Annotated in this window: 18 protein-coding genes; 6 read left to right on the top strand and 12 right to left on the bottom strand. The window is 60.2% G+C overall.

The window, feature by feature from the left end:
* Positions 1-32: 32 nt before the first annotated feature.
* Complete coding sequence (locus JG746_RS30700; protein ID WP_202356146.1) at positions 33-2,165, bottom strand: type I secretion system permease/ATPase; 2,133 nt, start codon at positions 2,163-2,165, stop codon at positions 33-35.
* Positions 2,166-2,205: 40 nt separating this feature from the next.
* Positions 2,206-3,654, bottom strand: coding sequence for a TolC family protein (locus tag JG746_RS30695; RefSeq protein WP_202356145.1), 1,449 nt, complete (start codon positions 3,652-3,654; stop codon positions 2,206-2,208).
* 456 nt (positions 3,655-4,110) lie between these two features.
* Between JG746_RS30695 and JG746_RS30690 the strand changes: the two genes are divergently transcribed.
* Entirely contained in the window at positions 4,111-4,647 is a 537-nt protein-coding gene (locus JG746_RS30690) for a hypothetical protein (RefSeq protein WP_202356144.1), read from the top strand.
* A 99-nt stretch (positions 4,648-4,746) separates the two neighbouring features.
* On the opposite strand, the gene JG746_RS30685 is transcribed toward JG746_RS30690, so the two are convergent.
* From JG746_RS30685 to JG746_RS30640, 10 genes are all read right to left on the bottom strand, one after another.
* A complete protein-coding gene (locus JG746_RS30685; RefSeq protein ID WP_202356143.1) occupies positions 4,747-5,322 on the bottom strand; it encodes a hypothetical protein in 576 nt (191 codons plus the stop codon).
* A complete protein-coding gene (locus JG746_RS30680; protein ID WP_202356142.1) occupies positions 5,319-5,909 on the bottom strand; it encodes a L,D-transpeptidase in 591 nt (196 codons plus the stop codon). The genes JG746_RS30685 and JG746_RS30680 overlap by 4 nt, the downstream gene beginning before the upstream one ends.
* Positions 5,893-7,056, bottom strand: a complete 1,164-nt coding sequence (locus JG746_RS30675) for an AAA family ATPase (protein WP_202356141.1) — start codon at positions 7,054-7,056, stop codon at positions 5,893-5,895. The genes JG746_RS30680 and JG746_RS30675 overlap by 17 nt, the downstream gene beginning before the upstream one ends.
* The gene (locus JG746_RS30670; protein WP_202356140.1) at positions 7,053-7,685 is read right to left on the bottom strand and encodes a TadE/TadG family type IV pilus assembly protein; all 633 of its coding nucleotides are present in this window, start codon (positions 7,683-7,685) and stop codon (positions 7,053-7,055) included. Before JG746_RS30670 ends, JG746_RS30675 begins: the two co-directional genes overlap by 4 nt.
* Entirely contained in the window at positions 7,679-8,173 is a 495-nt protein-coding gene (locus JG746_RS30665) for a TadE/TadG family type IV pilus assembly protein (RefSeq protein ID WP_202356139.1), read from the bottom strand. Before JG746_RS30665 ends, JG746_RS30670 begins: the two co-directional genes overlap by 7 nt.
* A gap of 4 nt (positions 8,174-8,177) precedes the next feature.
* Positions 8,178-9,698, bottom strand: coding sequence for a TadE/TadG family type IV pilus assembly protein (locus tag JG746_RS30660; RefSeq protein ID WP_202356138.1), 1,521 nt, complete (start codon positions 9,696-9,698; stop codon positions 8,178-8,180).
* Between the two features lie 71 nt (positions 9,699-9,769).
* A complete protein-coding gene (locus JG746_RS30655) occupies positions 9,770-10,045 on the bottom strand; it encodes a hypothetical protein (RefSeq protein ID WP_244730561.1) in 276 nt (91 codons plus the stop codon).
* Between the two features lie 4 nt (positions 10,046-10,049).
* Entirely contained in the window at positions 10,050-11,495 is a 1,446-nt protein-coding gene (locus JG746_RS30650; RefSeq protein ID WP_202356136.1) for a type II and III secretion system protein family protein, read from the bottom strand.
* A 60-nt stretch (positions 11,496-11,555) separates the two neighbouring features.
* Positions 11,556-12,596: a Flp pilus assembly protein CpaB gene (gene cpaB, locus JG746_RS30645; protein ID WP_202356135.1), complete on the bottom strand. Its 1,041-nt coding sequence runs from the start codon at positions 12,594-12,596 to the stop codon at positions 11,556-11,558.
* 92 nt (positions 12,597-12,688) lie between these two features.
* A complete protein-coding gene (locus JG746_RS30640) occupies positions 12,689-12,907 on the bottom strand; it encodes a Flp family type IVb pilin (protein ID WP_202356134.1) in 219 nt (72 codons plus the stop codon).
* 531 nt (positions 12,908-13,438) lie between these two features.
* Here JG746_RS30640 and JG746_RS30635 point away from each other — a divergent pair.
* The 5 genes from JG746_RS30635 to JG746_RS30615 are packed head-to-tail and all read left to right on the top strand — an operon-like array spanning position 13,439 to position 17,906.
* Complete coding sequence (locus tag JG746_RS30635) at positions 13,439-14,827, top strand: CpaF family protein (protein WP_202356133.1); 1,389 nt, start codon at positions 13,439-13,441, stop codon at positions 14,825-14,827.
* The gene (locus JG746_RS30630; protein WP_202356132.1) at positions 14,827-15,795 is read left to right on the top strand and encodes a type II secretion system F family protein; all 969 of its coding nucleotides are present in this window, start codon (positions 14,827-14,829) and stop codon (positions 15,793-15,795) included. Before JG746_RS30635 ends, JG746_RS30630 begins: the two co-directional genes overlap by 1 nt.
* An 18-nt stretch (positions 15,796-15,813) precedes the next feature.
* Complete coding sequence (locus tag JG746_RS30625) at positions 15,814-16,764, top strand: type II secretion system F family protein (protein ID WP_202356131.1); 951 nt, start codon at positions 15,814-15,816, stop codon at positions 16,762-16,764.
* A gap of 54 nt (positions 16,765-16,818) precedes the next feature.
* A complete protein-coding gene (locus JG746_RS30620) occupies positions 16,819-17,358 on the top strand; it encodes a tetratricopeptide repeat protein (protein ID WP_202356130.1) in 540 nt (179 codons plus the stop codon).
* Positions 17,359-17,366: 8 nt separating this feature from the next.
* On the top strand, positions 17,367-17,906 hold the full coding sequence (locus JG746_RS30615) for a prepilin peptidase (RefSeq protein ID WP_202356129.1): 540 nt from the start codon (positions 17,367-17,369) through the stop codon (positions 17,904-17,906).
* Positions 17,907-18,065 lie beyond the last annotated feature (159 nt).

Here is an 18,065-nt window from a genome sequence, read left to right as displayed (position 1 = left end):
AACGCATTGAATGCGTTCAATAAGTCTGTTTCTCAGGCGCTTGTTTTCTGCAGCGCCTGTATCACTTGATCCTTTGGTCCATCGGCAACGATCCTGCCTTGCTCGATGACGATAAGGCGGTCGGCCAGTTCGAGCATGCTGAAGCGGTGCGTCGAAACGATCAGCGTCGTGTTCCGGTCGAAAGCCACTTTGAGCTGCTTGATCAGTTGCCGCTCGGACGCCAGGTCCATCGAACCCGAAGGCTCGTCCAGGAAGACGATTTTCGGTCTGGTCAGCAACAGGCGGGCAATCGCCATCGTCTGCCTCTGGCCGCCCGAGAGATTGGTGCCGCGCTCGCCGACATTCATGTCGTAGCCACGCGGGTGGCGGGAGACGAAATCGTCGACGCCGGCAGCCTTGGCCGCTTCGACGATCTGCTCATCGGTCGCCTCCGGACATGCCATCAGGAGGTTCTCCTTGATGGTGCCCGAAAACAGATCGTTGGCCTGCGCGACGATCCCGACCGCGGCGCGAACCTCCGAAGGGTGGTATTGGCGGATGTCGATCCCGTCCAGCAGCAACTCGCCCGATGTCGGCAGGAACAGCCTGCCGATCAGCCGGCCCATCGTTGTCTTCCCCGAACCTATTCGGCCGATGATGCCGATGCGCTCACCTGGTTTCACCGAGAAATTCAGGCCGGTCAGGACCTCGTTCTCGGAGCCCGGATAGACAAAGCCGACATTCCTGAACGCCATGGCGCCGCTGCGAATGGGCCGGTTGACGAAACCCACCGTATCCGGGCGATCCTCCGGCTGCGCCATGATCGAGTTCACCATGCGCAACGAGAGCATGGCCTGGCGAAGCCTGGACAAGGTGATGGCGATCTGGCCGAGTGGAGACACGGCCCGGCTGGCCAGCATGACCGTGCCGATGATAGCTCCGGTGGAGACGTGTCCTTCCGAGAAGGCATAAGCGCCGGCCACGATCAGAGCGACGGTGACCAGCTGCTGGATGGCCTGCGTTATATTGCCGGCGGCCGCCGAAAGCTGCTTGATCTTCTCGGATGTATTGGACGCATTCTTGGAATGCTCTCCCCATTTTCGCAACAGATACGCCTCGGCGCGCAGCGACTTGATCGTTTCCAGCGTTGAGATGGATTCGACCAGCAGGGCCTGCCGTTGCGAGGCCTCGTTCATGGAGGCCGCGACACGCTTGCCGATGCGCCGCTGCGTGATCAGCCCGACGACCACGGAAGCCACGAAGGCGAGCGCCGGTATGATGACCAGCCATCCGCCGATCGCATAGATGACCAGGAGAAAGACGAACACGAAGGCGGTGTCGATAAACACGCTGATGGTGTTCGACGTGAAGAATTCGCGCACGAACTCATACTGCGTCACCCGATTTGCGTATTCGCCCGTCGAGCCTGGCCGTGCCGACAGCGACGAGTTCAGCACTTTCTCGAACAGCAAATAGGAAATGCGCAGATCCGCCTTGCGCCCGGCATAGTCGATGAGGGACGCTCTGGCGGTTTTCAGGAGCAGGTCGAACAGGATGACCGCGCCGATGCCGATCGACAGCACCCACAGCGTCGATATCGCCTTGTTTGGCAAGATCCTGTCATAGACGTTCATGGTGAAGATCGGCGAGGCGATGGCCAGCATGTTGATGAAGATCGCCGCCAGGATAACCTTCGAATAGGTGCGCCAGAACGGGCCCATCGTTCCCGTCAGCCAATGCCGCCGCTCGATCTTCGGCGCCGAACCGACGTTCATCCCTTCGGCGGCGTTGGCATATGTTATCGAGAAGGAAACGCCGCCACTGATGGTGCTGGCGGCCAGTTCGGATTTCGTGATGGTTACGCGGCCGTCTTCCTGGGGAGCGGTGGTGAATGCGCCGTCCTCGGTTTCGGCCAGCAGGGCAACCGGCAATTGACTGACGCGAAACACGATTGCCGGGAGGTCGATGCGTCCCCGAAGAAACTCGCGATGGCTGAATTCGGTGATTTCAAGGCCGATGCGCTCGGCAATATGCCTGATGGCGTCGATGTCGATGCGCGTGTCCGACAGCGGCACGCCGGCGAACAGCACCGTTTGCGCGCTCGGCCTGCCGAGATATCCGGCAACGGCCGAGAAGCAGGCCTTGAACGCCTCCTTCGGGGAGAGGATGTTGGGTTGCTGGTTCACGATCCGCCCTTAGGGACTTTCGATCGGTCCTTACATCCGCCTACTTTTTCCTGACCGGTGCCAGGATATCGAATGGCAGGTCGTTCTTCTGTTCCGACGGCGTGCGCGCATAGGTTTCCGTGTCGGCCGTTTCCGGTGCGTCGAACTCGGTCCGAGCGTAGGCCGCAGCCTGCTTTGGCGGGCGGATGTCCATCGTTTTCAGCAACTGCCCGGTGGCCGCGAGAAGCCGATATTGGGCAAAGAGAGAGGCGTAGGATGCGGTGTCGGCCAGTGTCGCCGTGTTGAACCGCGTATTCTGCGCATCCAGCACATCGAGCAGCGAGCGCTGCCCGACCTTGAATTGCTCGCGATAGGACGCGACCAGCTTCTCGTTGGAAGCGGCCTGCAGTCTCAGCGTCTTTGCCAGATCGGCTTGCCGGAAGCGGCGATCCCACGACGTGCGAACGGCTTCTTCGATTTCCCGCAGCACCTGGTGCTGCGCAAGCCGCTGCTCGCTGGTGCGACGGATCTGTTCCTGCTCATTGGCCTTGTCGATGCCGCCCCGGTACAGGTTCCACCGCAGCACCAGGCGCGCCTGCAGGTCGGATGTGTCGCCATTGTCGCCGTCGATGTCATACCCGGCCCGGGCGACGCCTTCGGCGACGATCGAGGGGCCGTATTTCGCACGGGCCGCGTCCACCAGCGAGGCGGCGGCGGCGATATCGCTGTTGGCCATATGGACGCGCGGATTGCTCTCCCGCGCCAGGCCGATCGCATCGTCCAGCGACCTCGGCAGCGCGCCGGAAACATCGGCCGGCCTCGATGCATTGGTCAGCGGCTTCCCGACTGTCTTGAAGAACCGGATCCTCGAGGCCTCCAGTTCCTCCGAGGCTTCCTGCATGCGGGCTTTGGCCGCGAACAGGCGCTCTTCGGCCTGTTGCCGGTCGGCCTCGTTCAACCCGCCGCCGGCAATGCCTTCCTGGATGTCGTGCAGGATTGCCTGGTGGAAGCCCAGGTTTTTCTTCGCCTCAACCACGATCGAAGCCTGAAGCATGTATTCGAGATAGTCCTGGACAACCGAGAGCCCGATGAATTCAGACCGCTCCAGCACACGAAACGACGCGCCGTCGACGCGCGAGGCCTGGCGGTTCAATTCGGCCCGCCTTGCGCCGTTGTCATAGAGCGTTTGCGAAACCGTCAGATCGGTTTCCGCCGGATAAAGCGCGTCGTGCTCTATGCCGAGTGCGCGTCGCGACGAGTTGTCGAGGCGGCGAGCCCCTGCTGACGCCTCCAGGTCGACACTGGGGAGATAAAGCCCTTTCGCCTGGCGCAATTCGAACTCGATTGCTTCGCGATTTTCTATGGCCTGGCCGATTTCAGGATTGGATTCGACGGCAACCGCCATCGCTTCCTTGAGCGTAAGTGCACTCGCACTTGCGCAGCTCAGCATCGTAGCCGCCATCAAAAGACCAAGGCGCTTGCCCATAGTCGAGATGCTTGTCGTATTCATCTAACCCGCCCCAACATTTCCCCCGCGCCCTTTGCGGGCGCTGATCCAAGCCTGAGCCTGTCTCAGGCGACTATCCAACAATTTCAAGAAATATGTGAGCGATTATTAATTTAGGGCAGCCTAAATTAGTTTTTTGAGCCATAAGGTTGAGAAATGTAGCAAAAATGGCACAAAATGGGTTGGCTGCGGCTTCAGCCAAACGCCGCCTGGTGTGGAAAAGTCCAGGCGCACCTACGGCACAATCCAGCCAGAATCGTCTGAGGCCCACATGGGCCGGCAGGCAGCCGTGAAAATTTGAAGGCGTCCGGCAAAGATCATGCGGCCGCGGCATGAAGGGCCGATACTGAATTGAGGGCTGCCCGGATGAACTCCCAAGCACGGACATAAGTGGCGCCCTTGCGTTAAGCCTCGCTCAATCTCTGCAATCTATGCTGATACCAGATTGTCGAGGTCAAAATGAAGCGCAGGCCGATACTACTCTTCGCTTTTCCGGCTTTCATCCTGATGGTCCTGGCCTGCGAGCGAATGGCGACCATGCTGCTCGGGAGCTATCCCGCCAGCCCCGCAATGTGGAGGATCTGGCTTGAACTGCGCCCCTTGTCGGCGATGTTCTGGCAGCAGGTCGACCTGTATCTCTACAGTTCGATGGCCCTGGACGCCGTCATCCTGGTTGCCGCGGCACTGGTGTGTTGGAGCGCTTGCCGTGTGCGGCCGGCGGCCGCCTTCTTCCTGGCCAACCACGTCGCCTTGCTTTTCGCCGGACTGATGATCGCTTCCAGCAGTCATTCGGAGACGGCGAGCACGGTCGCGGGATTTCCGATGTACAACGGCCTGCAATTCGCCCTGAAGATCGATCTTACCGGGCAAAACAGCCTGGTGCTCGTCCTGGGCTTCGCGGCCTGCGCATACTGTCATGTCGCGTTCCTTCGCGAGACGCGGCTGCGCGCAGAGTCCCTGGCTCTGCGTCTCATGACTTTGGGACGGGATCTTTAGCCGGCGCACACGTCATTTCGAGAGAGCGCCAATATCCCTGGACGCCAGCAGCTTCGAGGGCGTGTGGCTCGGGCCGGCTTCACCGGAATCCGGGCCGCCTCAATCGATCTTGCGATAATAGACCTTGCCATCCGGCGTTTGCGTTCGCTGGTAGGCGGGGTTCGGGCCGGTGGGCGCGGCGCTCCTGCGCTTGAGTGGCCGTGGCGTCTCGACAGCCGCGGGCTCGCCCGCGACATCGCTGTTGTCGGAAGATGCGTCCGCCACGGTGCTGGTGACGACGACGGGTTCCGCCGCGCTTGTGCCGCTGTCCTCACGCGCCAAGGGAGAGTTTTGTTCCAACCGGGCTATGTTGCCGTTGATTTCGTTGAAACTGCCCTGCAATTGGCTGTCCAGCTTTTCAAACCGGCTTTGAAAACCGTTGTTGACCGTGTCGAGCCGGGCAACGATCCGCTGCTCGAACGCACCGAGTTCCTCGAGACGCCCCTCCACGGTTCGCAGGTCATTGATGCCTCGATAGAGGTAGATGGCGGCGGTCGCGTTCAGCACGGCAAACAGCGTCAGCCCGACACCGACCACGACAGCCAGCCGCGAGCGGCTGGCATCCCTGTCGAGCAGTTTCGGCTCCATCGGCTCGGCGGCTACGGCCGGTACATGCGGGTCACTGATCGTCGTCATTGAACCACCACCTTGGTGCCAATTGGCACGCGCTTGAAGAGATCGATCACATCCGTGTTGGTAAGGCGAAAGCAGCCCGACGTGCCGTCGAATCCCACGCCGGAGGGATCGTTGGTGCCATGGATGCGATAGAGCGTGTCGCGGCCGTCCCGCAGCAGATACAGCGCCCGCGCGCCCAACGGATTATAGGGACCCGACGGCACCTGTTCCGGCAGTTCCGGCTGGCGGGCCCGCATTTCCCGGGGCGGGCGCCATTGCGGCCATTCCGTCTTGGCGCCGACCTTCACCACCCCGGTCCAGCCAAATCCGTCACGCCCGACGCTGATCTGGTAGCGCAGCGCCTGGCCCTGGCGGGTCACCAGGTAAAGCGCCTTCTCGCTCTTGCGGATGACGATCGTTCCCGGCTGCTCGGTGGTCGCGAAGGCAACCGCCTTGCGCAGGCTGGGACCCATTGCCGGCAGTGGCGGCCGATCCGAAAGCCCCGACCGTGCCTGGGCGAAGTCCTGGGCTGACAGCGTCAGTACCAGGCCGAGCACGCAGGCGCCGGCCAGCCTCGCACCGGTGCCATCTCTACCGGGCAGCGTCATCGAGCCGCTCTTTGAACATCTTCTTCAGATCCTTGTTGAAGCGCGCCCGGCCATCCACTTCGGCGGGCAGGATCGCCCGGTTCAAGGCATCGGTTAGAAGGGCGTTGTCCAGCGCCACCGATTTGATGTGCGGCGCCTTGAATATCTTCTCGAGCTCACTGCGCGAAAAATGGTTCCCGAACCATTTGCGCTTGTGCTTGTTGGCGACCAGCGTGATGCTGACCGCATTGCCGCGCAGCTCGCGGATCTTCTTGTAGAGCCGCTTGCCTTGCCGCAGCGAAGCGACGTTGAGTTCGAATACGATGAAGATCTCGTCGCTGGTCGATAGCACCGAATTGTGCCAGGGCGTTTCGATGTTGGGCAGGTCGATGACGATGTCGTCGAAGCGGTAGGCGACGAGATCCAGCAGCCGGAAGACGAAGTCGCTGCCGTGCGGCTCGAAGGGCAGTTGCGGCCGCTCGAACGCATAGAGGGTGAGACCGGACGGGCGCGTAAGCTTGATGACATCCATCAGCTCGACGTCGAGCCTTTCCGGCTGGCTGATGATGCCCGCGAGATCGAACTGGTTGAACAGATTGAGATAGGCGCCGCAATTGGCGCTCTGGAAATCGAGATCGACCAGGCAGGTCGAAGCCGCGCGCTCAGCCGATTTCGACGCGAGGAATTCGGCCGCCGACAGCGCCAGCGTCGTGGCGCCCGCACCGCCGCTGGCGCTGATGAAGGTGACGATCCGGCTCTTGGTGCCCTGGTTGCCGGTATCGTGAAAGGTCACCGCGTTGAGCAGTTCCTTGCCGTCGAGCGGCTTGTGCAGCCAGTCCGAGGCATTCATGCGCACCAGCACGCGTGTCTGTTCCGACGTCAGCTCATCGGAAACCGCAATCAGCGGCACCGCCGCCCACAGCGCGCGCGCCTCGACGATGCCTGGCCTGCCGAGCAGCTCGCCACCGCCGAGATCGAGGATGACGATGCCCGGGCGCGTATCGGCCGGCGGCCCTTTGAGAAAATCATCCGTCTCGGAAACCCTGACGTCATAGATCGCCAGCGCATCGAGCCGTGTCGCCACGTCGCGCTTGAAATTCGGATCCGACGAGAACAGCGCCACCTGCTTTCGCTTGGTTGGTGTAACCTTGGTGTTGATGGCGTTCATGGATAGGTACTCTTCAGATCTTCGCCCGTGACCGTGCTCAGCATGGAGGGCATGGTGATGTTTCCGAACCCGAGCAGTCCGCCCAGGAAGAAGAACTGGAAGGGATGGTTGGTAATGCTGACCGTGATGGTCGGCACCGGGCCATTAGGGCGCGTCCAGTAGCCGAGGCCCGACGCGGCGTATTCGATCCGCACTTGGGACTTTTCCAGCATCGGCAGGAAGTTTTGCATTCCGGCACGGTGGGCGGTGCCGTTATAGATCGCATCGAACGAGGCCTGGCTCGCATTCGCGGCCAGGCACGTGCCTGCGCCGATACTGCAGCAGGCGACGCCTGCTGCGCTCGCAGTGCAGGTGTAATCATAGGTGCCGGCCGGCACCGCGGCTCCGACCTGGGTGGAATCGCTGGGCGTTTGTGCTTCCAGCGGAAGTCCGATGGCGATGGGTGTGGAAATCTGCGCCAGTCTTGCGCCGGCCTGCACTGCCTTGTTGCCCGCGTTCCATTGGTAGTAGGCGTAGCCGAAGTCCACGAATCCGAGCACAAGTACAAGCAGCACAGGCAGAGCGATGGCCATCTCGACCATCGTCGCGCCCGACTGCTCCGCCCCGAATCTGCTTTTCTCAGTCACCATCCGAAAACGCGCTCCTGATGCGATACGGTGATGTCGATCGTTCCAAAACCCAGAAAACCCAAAAACACGCCGCCGCTGTAGGGCAACGTGGTGCTGACCTTGACGACATCCACGTTGCCCGTGTTGCTCAGGTAGAGCTGGTTCCCACTGCCGTCGACCGCCTGCGTATGGGCGACGGTGACTTGGACTTCTGGCGTGGTCCATCCAGTGACCCTGGCGCTGCCGCCGGTGACGGCACCGTTCACGGCGAGATTTGTCCCCAACGTAACGCAATTGTTCCAGTTGCTGTCGCTGCAGCGCGCCATATAGCGAGCCCCGTCCTCCACGCCAGCAGCAAGCAGCAGCCGCGTATTGATGATGTTGGAAAATTCAAACACGCCCGCCGACAGCAGCAGCACCAAGGGAGCCGCGATCGCCACCTCGACCAGGGCGGCGCCTTTGTCGTCGCGATGAAATTTCCTGATCGTGTGTCTAAGCGCGGTCAGCATGGCTCTATCGATACAATTGAGCTTCGTTGCGCTGAAGCTTCTTCAGAGTGCCCAATCCAACCACCGTGCTGATATCCTCCATCTCGCCGTAGATGTCGGCGTTGGGCGCCCCCCCAGCGGGTTCGGTGACGAACACGCTGGCAAACGCCTGGACCGGCAAGGTCTGTCCGCCGCCATGAACGTTGTTGGCGGTGCAGTCGATGACTGCCACGTAGAGCAGTCGCCTGTCCGCAGTCTGCGTCGTCGTGTTGCACTGGGGTGCTGTCGCCTCCGAACCGCTGTTCAAGCCGGGATTGTTGATTTCGAATTTGTAGACGCAGTACCGGCTTGGTGCTGCGCCGCAGGCGGCTGTCACGGCAGCGGTGGTGGCACTCGGATGATTGACGTTCCAATAGCCAGGATCCGTCGCAAATTTTGGATCCGTGGGGGCTCGATAGAAATTCCAGGTGCCGTCACCGAGGGCCCCCGCGTGCGAGCAACCTCCATTGGCGTAGAAGCAATCGTCTCTGGGCAATGCCTTGTAGTTCTTGGCCTGGCCGCTATTGGGTGCACCATAGCTGCAATTTTTCTTGCCAGCGTTTGAAGCAACCATCCCTTTACGAACGTTCGGCGCCGGCGGATTGATGGTCGGATCGGTTTTGTAGGGACCGCCATTTGAGAAGATATCGAAGCGGGTGTTGATGCCGTCGTTGACCGGGGGAATGTTGCCCGGACGGGTCGTCACCCCGCTCTGGCCGTAGCAGGCCGGCGGATTGGTCACCGCGAACATTTTAGTAATCGCGCCGGTATTTTTGTCGCCTTCCGGCGAAGATAGGAAACCATAATTGCCCGGGCCGTACTGGGCGCTGTTGCCACCTTGCTGCTCTTTGAGCCAGATCATCGGCTTCTTGGTGCCTGACAAGGCGGTCTGCAAATCGCTTAGAGAAGTCGAACTGTTGGTAAAGGGATTGCAGATGAACATCGGGGTGAACTGGCACAATGCGTTGGTGAACCCCGCAACAGCCTGTGGCTGAATGTCCATCGTGTCGGTGCCGCCGATGAAGCTCGCGGGGAAGATCGTCGCAAAGGCACCCGCGCCAGCCGCCACGCCGGAGGCGTTTACCGTCACCTCGGCGAATTTTACGGCTTTGGGATCGGTACTGGCCCAATTGACGCCATTCCCGTCAACGCCTGCGGCACTCAATGTTATGCTGTCGCTGGCAGGTATACCCGTCAGATATTTGATCGTCAGATCGGCGCGCGCCAGCGTGTGATCGCCCGAGGTTGAAAACTTGGTTCCATTGGTAAGAAGATTGTCGATCGCGCGGTCGGCCCGTGTGATCGCATCGCTGTTGCCGTCGAGCTCAGCGGCTGCCGCAAGCGCGTAGGCATCGACGCCTTTCTGCAGATCGTTATGCAGTCCGTTGGCCCGGCTCATATCGATGGCCAACAGAGCGAAGCCGATAAGCACCGGTAGCATGATAGCCACGAGGATCATCGCTATGCCGCGTTGATCGTTCCAGAAGGCACGAATGGTCCCCAACATGACCTTACTCTCTGCTTTCTCGCGCCAAGGCCCCTCGCATGCCCGGCGTCCTCCGCATCCTTCCGTTCAGCTCACTGCTTTGTCACGCCCGCCCCCCCGACATTGACCGTGATCGCTGGCGGTGGCGGAGGTGGCGGTGGAAATTTGTAGCTCTGGGCAACGGCGGCAGCGCGCGTGCCGTCGCCCTCGATATGCGTGTTCCTCGAAGCCGGATTGAGCGGGTCGACCGTCTGCAGCATCGAATTGAACTTCTGCGTGTCGCCGGCGGCCAAGGTCACCGAGTCGTAGTGGTTCAGATAGTCCGCGGCGCAGCCCGACAGCGAAGCGGCGCACAGAACGAGGATCAAGGCGCTATTTCTTGACATAGAGCATCTTGTCCTTCGATTTGAAGTCCAGCATGTGGCCATAGGGGCCGGTGACGCCGTCGCCCGTTTCGTATTTTCGGATCATGTCCTTGTTCACCTCGAGCTGACCGAGCACGAAGAGTTCCGGGTCATTGGCCGGCCGCGTCTTGTCGAAGGGTGTCGCCAGCTGTTCACCGGGTTTCACCGGCCGCACGATATGCGGCGTGACGATCACGACCAGTTCGGTCTCTTCCTTCTGGTTGCTCGAATTGCGGAACAGCGATCCGATGACCGGCACCTGGCCGAGCCACGGCACCTGGTTCTGCAGTTTGGTGGTTTTGCTCGACAACAGTCCGCCCACCGCGAAGCTTTGGCCGTCGCGCAGCTCAACCACGGTCGACAGTTTACGGTTGGTGAAGATCGGGTCGCCGGCGGTGGTGAAGCTGGTCAGGTCGCTGACTTCCGGAGCAAGCTTCATGTGGATCTTGTTGTCTTCCAGCACCACCGGCGTGAACAGAAGGTTGACGCCGAATTGCTTGTACTGGATTTGGACCTGGCCATTGGCGTCGACGCTGCGGATCGGAACTTCGCCGCCAGCATTAAAGCTGGCAGGCTCGCCTGAAAGCGTGGTGAGGTTGGGCTCTGCCAGCGTGCGCACCACGCCCTTTGCCTCGAGCGCCTCTATGATGAGGTCAACCTTGATGTTGCTGTCGATAACCCGGGTGATCAGTGCCGCGAAGGGGTTAGCCTTCGAAAGAATACCACTGACAAGGTCTCCCGCTCCGAGCACCGTTCCATCCGCGTCGACAGCGGCGTCGCCGGTTCCGACTTTGGTCGTGCCGCTCCTGTTGGTGCTCTTGATCGATACGCCAAGATCCCGGCCTGCGTTGCGCTTCGCCTCCAATATACGCACAGCCAAATTGACCTGCTGGCTATCATCGACGGTGACTGAGTTGATGATGGCATCGGGGCCATATTGCTGCGCGACTTCCATGATGGCCGCCAGCGTGGCGCCATCCCTGACGTGGCCGCCAAGCCTGACCCTGCCGTTGATCGAACCGATTTCGATGCGCGCCTTTGGCGCCACCTGGCGGATCGCCTGCGCCATGTCGCTGACGTCGAGGCCGACCTCGATCTGGATGACGCCGAGCGAGCGCTTGTCCGGGGAAAACAGATTGACCGTGGTGGTGCCGGCGCCCTTGCCGATGACATAGAGCGTGCGGTCGGTCATCGGCTGGGCATCGGCGATCTTCTCGTCGCCGACGACGATATCGCCCAGATTGGCGCTCACCTGCACCGTCACCGATTGCGACACCGGCAGGAAGATACGATGGACGCTGGGGTTCGACACGTCGATGAAGCGGTCGGCTGCGTCGGCCGCAAGGCTCGATAGCAGCAGCGCCGCCACACAGGACAAAGCGGCCGTCGCCACCCTAACCCAAAACCCGTGCATCCCCGTCTCCCCGATTGCTGCCGATGGCAGCCCCCACCTTATTATTAGCTGCGCCTTATATCACGGTTGTCGCGGCACGTCATACGTCTCGAGCTTCACACCCCGGAATACGCCCACGGTCACGTTCTTCGGCGGTTCAGGCTGCACATATTTCACCACTTCCTTGACGACTTCCCTGGCTTCCGGGGCCGAGGCTACCGCCGGAGCCGGCTTGGCCTTGCCCAACTCATCAAGGCGGTTTCCCACGCGCTCTACCGCCTGGGTCAGTCCAGCAATCCTGTCTTCGGCGCGCTTGCGCTCGGCTGCGGCCTCAGCTTCGGCGGCTGCCTTCCTGTCGAGCTCGGCCTGCCTTTTGGCGACGTCCTCCGGCGTTTCGCCGGTCAGGTCGGAAAGCGTCACCCGCTCGGTCGTCTCCCCCTTGCTGGCAGCAGCCTGGCGCAGCGCCAACGACAATTGGCCGGCGCCTGCCGCCAGTGTCAGTTTTTGCGCATCCTTGGTGCTGGCCTCGAGCGTCACCGACTTGACCACAGTCGGGTTATCCTTGCTCTCGTCGGCCACCTGGTCGATGGCGAGCACCTTCATGCTCTGCAGCAATACATCGACAAAACTCTTGTCCGCGCCGTCAGTGTCGCGCACCGTGCGCGTCAGCAGCACATCTACTCGGTCGCCCGGGAAGACGAAGCCGGCCACACCGAGCACGTCATTGACGCGGATGGACACGGCCTTCATGCCTTCGCCGAGAACCGCTGAAAGCGTGGCGCGCTGGCCGGGGCCGGTGATTTTGGTAGCAAGAATCGGCTCATTGACGCCGATCGTTTGCAATGCCTGCTTGGCACCGTCGCCAGCTAACACGTCTTTTGTTGACTTGAATGCCCCGGCTGGAACCGCGCCCGCCGGCCATGCGACTTCGCGCAGTTTATCTGCGCTCAGAGCGTCACCGAACTTCAGCGGCATTGCCGCAACCACGACCATGCTGCCTTGCACGACCCCCGTTTGCGCCATGGCGCTTCGCTGGCCCGCAAGCCAGATATTGACCAGGACAACAGCCAGGACGCCGAACACCCCGGCGAGTACGATCATGATAAGTGTATTGGCGCGCATGTCCCAAGCCCCAAGCCCCAATGCGGGATTCGCCCGCTGCGATCGGGTTCAGGCCCGGCTCGAACGATCCGGGCCTGAACGTGGTCAGGCGATCAGCTGCCGACACCGGTGGCAGCGTTGCAAGTGCCGGTCGGGTGGCCATCGAGCGCGGTGCAGAGCGCCGAGAAGCGACCGTTCACCCACCCGCCGATGGCGAGGACCGTCAGGATCGATGCAACGGCGATAATGCCGATAAGGATGGAATATTCGACCATGGCAGCGCCGTTTTCATCGTCGCGGAACTGCCGGGTCATCGTCATGAGCTTCTTCATGTCAATTTCTCCCTTTGGAGGTTTGAACCCGACGAGACAGAGCCAAGGATGTACCCCATACCCAAGCATCCCCCGTCACCTCGATCCTAGGTCTCGAGAATTTGCGGTGTCAAACGGGATTAACAGTTCCTTAACTTTCCAATACATGAACTGTGGAGTTCAGGGCGACGTTAAATTCCAGCAAGAGCTTGATTCGTCTAGTTTTTCAAGCGCTCTTAACCATTCGTTCACATTTATGTCGTCAAGCTAATTAAGTTATAGCTACTTTAGTGAGATAGCATAATCCTTTATATCTAAGGGGTTAGTACGGATTTCCGGCAAGCTCCATGCCTCCGGAGCACGCAAGGGTTGCGGAATGATCCACAGCTTAAAACGCTCTCATGTCTGAGTGCGAATAAAAACGATATTTTCCGGCGCCTGTCTTTAACTATGTTGAAAGTATTGCGTGCGCGCGGGCGTTCGGGCGCTTGTGCCTTAGGTGGTTAATGATTAGTTTCGTCTAATATGCGTCGAAGGGGAGCATAGGGGATTATGCTGGGGCGGTTTATCAAAGGGGCGGGCGAGCAGCCCGCGGTCTCAAAACCTGAGCCACTCACGGTGCTGCCCGTTGCGCCAGCCCTTTCTCCGGCAGCCGACATCGAGTCCCATGGCGACGATTTCCTGACTCTCAAGGTCGAGCTGCACCGCCATTTGATCGACCGCTTCAACCTGACAGCCCTTGAAAACGCGTCCAAGACCGAAATCCTCAATGAGATCCGGCCGATCGTACGCGAGTTCGTGCGCGGCCGCGCCGTTCCGCTCAACGCGCGCGAACTCGACCAACTGACCAGCGACACCGCCGACGAGATGCTGGGTCTCGGGCCGATCGAACCGCTGCTCAAGGACGATTCGATTACCGACATCATGATCAACACCCACAGGCGCGTCTTCATAGAGCGGCGTGGCATGATCGAAGAGACAGCGATTCGTTTTCGCGACGAGGCGCATCTGCTGCGCGTCATCAACAAGATCGTTTCGGCCATCGGCAGGCGTGTCGACGAATCGTCGCCCATGGTCGATGCCCGCCTGGATGACGGCTCGCGTGTCAACATCGCGGTGCGGCCTGTCTCGGTGGATGGCCCGCTGGTCTCGATCCGCAAATTCTCCAAGAATCCCTATTCGCTCGAACGTCTGATGGCATTCAATTCGATTCGGCCGCCGATGATCGAACTGCTGCGCATCGCCGTGCAGGCGCGCAAATCGATCGTGGTTTCAGGCGGCACCGGCAGCGGAAAGACCACCTTGCTCAATGCATTGTCGAGCTACATACCCTCGAAGGAACGACTGATCACCATCGAGGATGCGGCCGAACTGCAATTGCAGCAGCCGCATGTCGGCCGGCTGGAGACGCGCCCGCCCAATGTCGAGGGCAGGGGCGAGATTCGCCAGCGCGAACTGGTCAAGAACGCGCTGCGCATGCGGCCGGACCGCATCATCGTCGGCGAGGTGCGCGGCGAGGAAGCCTTCGACATGCTGCAGGCGATGAACACTGGCCACGAAGGCTCGATGACCACCATCCATGCCAACACGCCGCGCGATGCGATCTCGCGGCTCGAACAGATGGTCGGCATGGCCGGCATGCCGATGACGCACGACTCGATCCGGGCGCAGATTGCCTCCGCCATCGATATCATCGTCCAGACGCAGCGTCTTTCGGACGGCGGCCGGCGTGTCACCTCCATATCGGAACTGACCGGCATGGAGGGCAATATCGTGCAACTCCAGGAAATCTATCATTTCGTCCGCCGCGAGGTCACAGCCGAAGGCAAAGTCATCGGAGATTTTCGCGCAACCGGCGTCCGTCCGCGCTTCGCTCCGGAGGCCGCGACGCTTGGCCATCATTTTGCCAAGGACGCCTTCAATCCGCAGGTTGCCCTCTGATGCCGACCGGTCAAGCTCTGCTGTACTTCATCTACATGCTGGCGGCAGCCTCAGTCATTCTGGCAGGCGAAGCTCTCTATCTTTCCTTTGCCGGCCGCCGCTCTCGATCCATGGCAGTCAATCGCCGATTGAAGCGGCTCGCTGGCGAGGTTCCGGCCGAGCAAACGTTGCAGGGATTGCTGCGGGAGCGTGGCCTCACTGACACTGGCGACTTTCTTTTTGGAATGGTCTGGTTGAACAGGCTCTATACTCAATCCGGCATTACTGGAAATCCGTTGACCTTCGCCGCGACATTCCTGCTTGCCGGGCTGGCGATGGCGTTGCTGCTGGCACTCTTCAATTTTTCTACTTTGGCGTCGCTCCTTACCTTTCTGGTCGTAGGACTTGTCCTGCCGCTTCTTGTCCTCCGGCGCGCCCGCAACAGACGGATCCGGAAATTTGCCAGACAGCTGCCGGATGCGCTCGATATGATCGTTCGTTCGCTGCGCGCCGGACACCCGGCTTCGGTCGCGATCGCTCTGGTCGCGCGCGAGATGGCCGATCCCCTCGGCACCGAGTTCGGCATCGTTTCCGATGAGATCACCTTTGGCCTCAGCATCGAGCAGGCCGTGCGAAAGCTTTCACAGCGTGTCGGCTTCGAGGGCCTTCAGTTGCTGTCGGTATCGCTGTCGATCCAGGCCAAGACGGGCGGCAATTTGACCGAAATTCTGTCCAATCTTTCCTCGGTTCTGCGTGAACGGCAGAAATTGCGGATGAAAATCAGGGCGCTTTCGGCCGAAGGTCGCGTCTCCGCGTGGATCATCTCCTTGTTTCCGGTCGTGATGTTCCTGATCCTGCAGGTCATTGCGCCCTCCTATTATGGCAAGGTGTGGCACGACCCGATGGTTATGCCTGTGTTTCTGGGCTTTGGCGTATGGGCGCTGCTTGGCGACTTCATCATGTACCGGATGGTTACTTTCGATTTTTGACTGGGAGCGCGGAAGAAATTGTTTTCGAACATTCAGGACCTGGGCTTCTTGGTGTCCATTGCCGTCTTTGTGACGGCGGTGTCCTTCTTCCTGTTCGGAGCTCTGGTCTTCTTGCCGGCGCTGCAGACACGAAAGCTCGTCGCGCAGAGCCTGATGGGTGAAGGAAGTACAGACCGCCGATCGATGCTCGGACAAGACCAGCTCGCCAAGCTTGCGGCGCAACGGCCGGTCGATGCCTACTTCAAGTCGATCGAGAAGGAACGGGAAGCCCCAAACGCCCTGGAAGCGAAGCTGTTTCGCGCCGGCTTTTATCAATCAAGCGCACCGCTGATTTATACGCTGTCCCGCCTCGCTGCAGTCTGCATCGGTTTTCTGGCAATGTATGCACTCCTGTCGCGTGTTCTGCCGCCGAACCTGCCGGGTTTCATCACCCTTGCCGGATCTGCCCTGTTCGGCCTCGCCTGTATTGTAATTCCCTCCATTCTGCTCGACCGTTTCGAGAACAGCCAGAAACAGATCTATCGTCGGGCTTTCCCCGACTTCATGGACATGATGATCACCTGTGCCGATGCCGGCATGAGCCTGGAGGGGGCAGTCGAACGCGTCAGCCATGAAATGGCCGCCACCCACAAGTGGCTGGGAATACAGCTGTCGATCATGAACTTGCAGTTGCGGGCTGGCAAACCGTTGCGGGAAGCGCTGCGCGAACTCTCGGATCGCATCGGACTTGACGAGGCGCGGGCATTGGCTGTCCTGTTCCGTCAATCGGAAGAACTCGGCACCAGCCTCACCGATGCCTTGCGTGTTTATAGCGCCGAGATGCGTGGCCAGAGAATTCTGAGCGCCGAGGAGCGCGCCAATTCTCTACCGGTAAAGATGATGATTCCGTTGGGGCTTTGTATCTTCCCTGTGGTTATGATGGTTATCATGTTGCCGGTGATCATCCGTATGAAGGGCATTATCTTCTAATTGCGTGTATGATCTGATTCTAATATGAGGTCTGAGACCCTTGGGGGAATCTGTATGAAGAGGGCTATCGCGGCGGCGTTCTGCCTGTTGACGGTTTTGCTTGCCGGCTGCCAGACGGATGCCACCGACGGTGTCGTTCGCACCAACGAGCCGTCAAAAGGCGACGTCACCTCTTTTGGCGATGCCTTCGACGGATTGAAGACCGTCAGCGACGTCGAATATTACGCCTCCGACCAGGCCGTCGCCGAAGCCAAGAACCAGTTCCGCGCGGAAAACTATGGCAATGCCGGCGCGCTGTTCTTCAAGGCGACGCAGCTGGCGCCCAATGATGGCGGCGCCTGGATGGGGCTGGCCGCATCATGCGACCGCATCCGCCGCTTCGACCTTGCCGACCGGGCTTATGCGCGGGCCTTCAAGCTGGTTGGCGCGTCGCCGGAATATTACAACAATGTCGGCTACTCCTACCTGCTGCGCGGCAAGCTGCAGGACGCACGCCGCAACTTCCTCAAGGCCTATGAACTGGCGCCCAACGATCCGACCGTCGCCAACAATCTGAAGCTGCTGTCGTCGAGCGTGCAGAATATAGAACGGTAGCCTGTCCGATGCTGCTCACCGTTTCGCTCTTGTTTAAAGCCGTCGCCATCTTGCTCCTTGCAAAAATAGCCTGGACGGATTTCACCGTGCAGAAGATCACCAACCGTAACGTGTTGCTACTGCTCTGCCTGGGGCTTGGCGCGCTGCAGTTGCACTCCCTGCAGACCGGTTCGTGGCTGGAGATGGGCATCAGTGCGCTTGGTGGCCTCATTCTGTTCGTTGCGCTCTTTCCATTCTGGCTTTTGCGCAAGATTGGCGCCGGCGATGTGAAGCTGTTGAGCGTCACGCCCTTTCTGATCGGCGGAAGCAACCTTGCCGTCTTTTCCGTGCTGCTGTTGGTCTTTGCAATCGCCACGGCCGCGCTGGTCAAGAATCCCTTTTTGCTGCCGGCGGGAATATTTCGCCACTATGTGCAGCACATGGACCGCAAGGGCGTCGTGCCATTTGGCGTGCCAATATCGGCCGCTGCCATCTGCGCAATGGCCATGCAGATATACTCCGCCTTGATGGTCGCAACCAGCTCCGGAATCCTGAATCAGCTGAACTAGAGTCCTGCCGCATCGTCGGCGACGCGGGGCTATAGCGATGTAGTTCTTGCTTGATAGACTACACGCGGCTATGCGCGAATCGCAGGCTTGGATATGATAATAGGACTATCGATTGGCGGTTAGGCTGCCTGTCGGATTGATCGTTGGCGATGGCTAGAT

Origin of the sequence: Mesorhizobium sp. 113-3-3 (genome assembly GCF_016756495.1) — a bacterium.
Lineage (GTDB): Bacteria > Pseudomonadota > Alphaproteobacteria > Rhizobiales > Rhizobiaceae > Mesorhizobium.
The sequence above is the reverse complement of the archived record's forward strand: the minus strand, read 5'-3'. Positions and strand labels throughout refer to the sequence as shown.